Origin of the sequence: Caulobacter sp. D5 (genome assembly GCF_003185805.1) — a bacterium.
GTDB lineage: Bacteria > Pseudomonadota > Alphaproteobacteria > Caulobacterales > Caulobacteraceae > Caulobacter.
In genome coordinates, this window is record NZ_QHJY01000295.1 from 1 (window position 1) to 4750 (window position 4750).

Consider the following 4750-nt stretch of genomic DNA (forward strand, 5'->3'; position numbering starts at 1 on the left):
GATGTCTCCGAACACCTGTCACGGATGTCCCCGGTCTGAACATCTCTAAGAGAGAGGGATCATGGGGAGCGCAAAACACTCTCGATAAGTTGGCGTACGGGTGAGTGGACGGGAGGAGGGCGTAATCCACGCGCCAAGCCGTCCCGCCCTAGAACTGCGCCTTGATCTGCGCCCCCACCGCCAGGGCGTTGGGCGTGTCGCGATAGCTGAAGGCGCCGGGGTCGAGGATGTACTGCACGTCGGGGCGCACGATCAGCCAGCGGGCCGCCTGCCAGCCGTAGCTCAGCTCGATCGCGGTCTCGCCGGCCGGCAGCGCGCCGTAGTCGATCAGGGTCGGCGAGGCGTCCGCATAGGCTTGGCGCAGGCGCGGATTGAGCTCTGCGTGGACGATCCCGAGCGCGATGGTGTCGGCGTCGCGGCCGGGGAAGGTTCCGGTCTGCACGAGGCCCGCCTCGTACCAGCGGGTGATCGGGGCAGAGGCCTTGGGATTGAGCGTGACCTGGCCGAACAGCGACAGACCCCTGCCGCCGCTTCCCTGGCGCCAGACCATCTGGTCGGCCAGCAGGTAGACGCCGTAGCGGCCCTTCACCTTGCCGGTCTCGCCCTGCCGGGTGACGCGCGAGCTGTCGTAATAGGCGCCGAGCTTGTAGTGGCCCGGCATCCCGCCGCCTGCACCGCGATCGTATTCGACCTCCAGCGGCAGCATCACCCCGGTCGAGCCGGAGGCGAACGGCTTGTAGGCGTTGGCCTTGTCGTTGAGCGACGGGTTCACCTGGTAGACGCCGGTGCGCACCAAGAGATCGGGCCGCACGGCGTAGCGCACGGCAAGGCCCCAGCGGGCGTTGGGGTAGTTGTACCAGCCGCTGTCGCCCGACATCGACAGCGGGTGGGCGCAGAAGGCGGCGTTGACCAGGTTGCAGCCGATGGCCATGCCGCCCAGGTCGTTGCCCATGGCGAAATAGCCGGCCCGCAGGTTCAGCCGCCCCAGCTTCTGCTCGATGGAAAGCTCGGTCAGCCGGGAATACTGGTCGCCATAGGCTTCCTGGATCGGCAGACGGTTGCCGACCACGTCGGACGACACGCCCTTGCCGCGCCGGTCGTTGAAGGTCAGGTGGGCGATGGCGCCCGACCAGCCCGACAGCTTCTCCAGGTCGAAATCGGCGCCGATCCGGATCTGCTGGGTGTAGCCGCCGCCATGGCGCAGGCCGCCGTCGATGGCGCTGAAGGTCTCCGAGACGTAGTCGCCGCGGAAAGCGATCCCGTCTTCGGCGAGGTCGGTGCGGAGCCCGCCCCAGTCTCCGGTCATGGTGGCGCGCTCGTCCGCGAGCGCCGACGAGGCGAGGAGCGCCGCCGCCAGACCGGCGGCGGCGCTCAGCCGTTCGAGACGCCCGCTCATTTCAGGGCGTAGGCGATGACGTAGTCGCCGCGGTCGGGCGACTGGCGGGCGCCGCCGGCGGTGATGACGACGTACTGCTTGCCGGTCTTGGGCGAGCGGTAGCTCATCGGGCCGCCCTGGCTGCCGACCGGCAGGCGGGCCTTCCAGACCTCCTTGCCCGTCGCCGAGCTGAAGGCCCGCAGATAGTAGTCCTGGGTCCCGGCGAAGAAGACGAGGCCGCCTTGCGTGGCCAGGCTGCCGCCCAGGGTGGGCAGGCCGATCGGCATGGGCAGGCCCATCTTGATCCCCAGCGGGCCGGTGTCGCGCACCGTGCCGACCGGGACCTGCCACTTGATCTTCTGGGTCTTCATGTCGATGGCGGTCATCGTGCCGTAGGGCGGGGCCTGGCAGGGGATGCCCAGCACCGACAGGAAGCGGTTCTTGTTCACCGAATAGGGCGTGCCCTTCAGGGGGACGGCGCCCATGCCGGTGTTGACCGCCTCGCCGCCGGCGGCGGCCGTGGCCTTGGCGGCCTGGGGCGTCATCTCCACCCACAGGCCCAGACGCATGTCGTTGACGAAGATGGTGTTGGTGGTCGGGTCGGTCGACAGCCCGCCCCAGTTCATGCCGCCCAGCGAGCCGGGGAAGCTCAGCGACTTGTCCGTGCCCGGGGCGGTGTAGAGCCCCTCGTAGCGCATGCCCTTGAAGGCGATGCGGCACAGCAGCTGGTCGAAGGGCGTGGCGCCCCACATGTCGGCTTCCTTCAGGGTCTGGGATCCGATCTGCGGCATGCCCACCGACTTGGGCTGGGTGAGGGCGTAGGGCTCGCCGGGGATGTTGGCGGCCTTGACCGGCACGTTCTCGACCTTGGTCAGCGGCTTGCCGGTGGCGCGGTCGAGCACATAGAGCTGGCCGGCCTTGGTGCCGAAGACGAGGGCGGGGACGCCGCCGCCGCCGGCCTTGGGGAAGTCGATGAAGCTGGGCTGCATCGGCACGTCGAAGTCCCAGAGGTCGTTGTGGACGGTCTGGAACACCCACTTCTCGCGGCCCGTGGTGGCGTCGAGCGCCAGCATCGAGGCGCCGTAGCGGTGGTCGAGCGCGCTGCGGGTGACGCCATAGAGGTCGACCGAGGCGCTGCCCACCGGCATGAACACGGTGTTGGAGGCGGCGTCGTACGACATCGACGACCAGACGTTGGGAGTCGAGCGGGCGTAGGTCTTGCCGGCCGGAGGATCCTTGGTGACCGACGGATCGCCCGGATCGAAGGCCCAGCGCAGGGCGCCGGTGACGACGTCGAAGCCGCGCACCACGCCGCCGGGCATGTCGACCTGGACGTTCTCGGCGATGCGGCCGCCGACCACGATGGTGGTGCCGGCCAGGGTCGGGGCGGCGGTCAGCTGGTACTGCGGGTCGGGCGCGTCGCCGAGGCCGGCCTTGAGGTCGACGCGGCCGCCGGTTCCGAAGCCCTCGCAGGCCTTGCCGGTGTCGGCGTCGAAGGCCATCAGCACGGCGTTGATGGTGTTCATCAGGATGCGGCGACGGCAGGGCGCGCCTTCGGGCACGGTCGCGGCCAGGATCGGCGTGGCGCCCGAGACGGTGGGCTGGGCCAGCGGCGCGCCGGCGTCGAAATAGGCCAGGCCCCGGCAGCGCATCCACACCGAGGCGTGGGCGTCGACGATCGTCTTCCACTTTTCGCGGCCGGTGTCGGCGTCCAGCGCGATGACGTTGTTGTGCGGCGTGCAGATGTAGACGGTGTCGCCGACCTGCAGCGGGGTGTCCTGGTCCTCGGCGCCGTTGCCGTCGCTGACCGCCACGTCGCCGGTGCGGTAGGTCCAGGCGACCTTCAGGTCTTTCACGTTGTCGCGGGTGATCTCGCCGAGGGCCACGAAGCGGCTGGCGCCGGGGGTGTTGCCGTAGGCCTCCCAGTTCTTCTGGGCCTTGGCCGGATCGACCGGGACGAGGCCGCCCGCCGCGCCGGCGAAGGCCACGGTGGGATGGGCGACGAACATGCTGGCGAAGCCGGCGGCCGAGCCCACGGCCAGCACCGCGCCGAGCGCCAGGGCCGGAACCAGGGCCGGCGACTTGCCGCTGGCCCGCGCCATCAGCGGATAGGAGAAGGCCACCACGGCCGCGCCGACGCTGAGCGCCAGCAGGCGCGAGATCAGCGGCCAGAACGCAAAGCCCGACTCCCAGACCGCCCACAGCACGGTCAGCACGAACACCGCGCCGAACAGCAGGGCGCCGCTCGCCTTGGTCCGGCAGATCTGCACGCCGGCCGCGACCAGCGCCAGGCCCGCGACCAGGAAGTAGGGACTGCCGCCCAGGCTCAGCAGCTTGCCGCCGCCGACCACGAAGAACAGCCCGGCGGCCAGGATGACCGCGCCGAGCAGCAGCAGCCACAGCCTGGCCAGGGGCGCGAGGCGATTATCGGGGGGAGAGAGGGGCATTCGGCGGGATCTCCTGCGGATGATCGGCGCTGCTCGACCACTCCCGTCCGACCGGACGTTGGAGCCCCCCAAGGCTCAAGCTCACGCTACGTAAGCTGTACATTTCCGCAATTGGACCCAAATTCGGCGGCTCGCAAGCCTTTCTGGACGACCAAGGTTACGTCCGCGCCCCCTTCCGGCCGCCGGACCGTCTTCTGCCTGCCGTGCTTCCTTGCCATAGTGGGCGCATGGCCTTCTCCCCGCGTTCCTCGCTCCTGCTCGCCGCCGCCCTGTCGGTGATCGCCGTCGCTTCCGCTCAGGCGCAGGAGGCGCCGCCGGCTTCGGGGGCGGTGGCCGTGACCACCCTGGCGCCGCCGGACCTGTTCTCGACGCCGGCCGCCGAGACGGGCCTGCCGGGCGACCTGTGGAAGGACGCTTCGCCCGAGCTGATGCGCCAGATCCTGCCGACCCTGGCCGCCAAGCCGCTGTCGCCGGCCTTCGCCGAACTGGCCCGCCGGGTGCTGGCGACCGGGGCCCATGCGCCCAAGGGCGTGGGCGATGATCCGGCGATGGGCGGGGCGCGGGCTCTGGCCCTGGTCGCCCTGGGCGAAGCGGCGGGCGCCAAGCAGGTGCTGGACCGCACGCCGGGCCTCGACCAGAACGCCGCCCTGGCCATGGCCGCCGCCGAGGCCAATCTGATCCGCGGCGACGACGAGCGGGCGTGCGCCATCGCCGATGCGCTCAGCGTCGATCGCGGGGCCGGCTACTGGCTGCGGCTGCGGGCCTTCTGCCAGCAGCGCGCGGGCCAGCTCGACCAGGCCCAGCTGACCTTCAACCTCGCCCAGCAGCAGGGCAAGGATCCCGCCTACGCCCGGCTGATGACCGCCCTGCTGGCCAAGACCCCGGCGACGGGGGCGGGCGACCTGAGCAGCGGGATCAACTTCGCCCT

General features: G+C 70.6%; 2 protein-coding genes and 1 pseudogene. 1 reads left to right on the top strand and 2 read right to left on the bottom strand.

Features of this window, described 5'->3' with window-relative positions; translation table 11 throughout:
- Positions 1–148 precede the first annotated feature (148 nt).
- Positions 149–1396 carry a carbohydrate porin gene (locus DMC18_RS18270; protein ID WP_110120683.1) on the bottom strand — a complete coding sequence of 416 codons (1248 nt, stop codon included), beginning with the start codon at positions 1394–1396 and terminating at the stop codon, positions 149–151.
- The gene (locus DMC18_RS18275; RefSeq protein WP_110133183.1) at positions 1393–3822 is read right to left on the bottom strand and encodes a membrane-bound PQQ-dependent dehydrogenase, glucose/quinate/shikimate family; all 2430 of its coding nucleotides are present in this window, start codon (positions 3820–3822) and stop codon (positions 1393–1395) included. The genes DMC18_RS18270 and DMC18_RS18275 overlap by 4 nt, the downstream gene beginning before the upstream one ends.
- Before the next feature lie 227 nt (positions 3823–4049).
- Between DMC18_RS18275 and DMC18_RS18280 the strand changes: the two are divergent.
- A pseudogene (locus DMC18_RS18280) lies at positions 4050–4750 on the top strand (hypothetical protein); the annotation flags it as partial.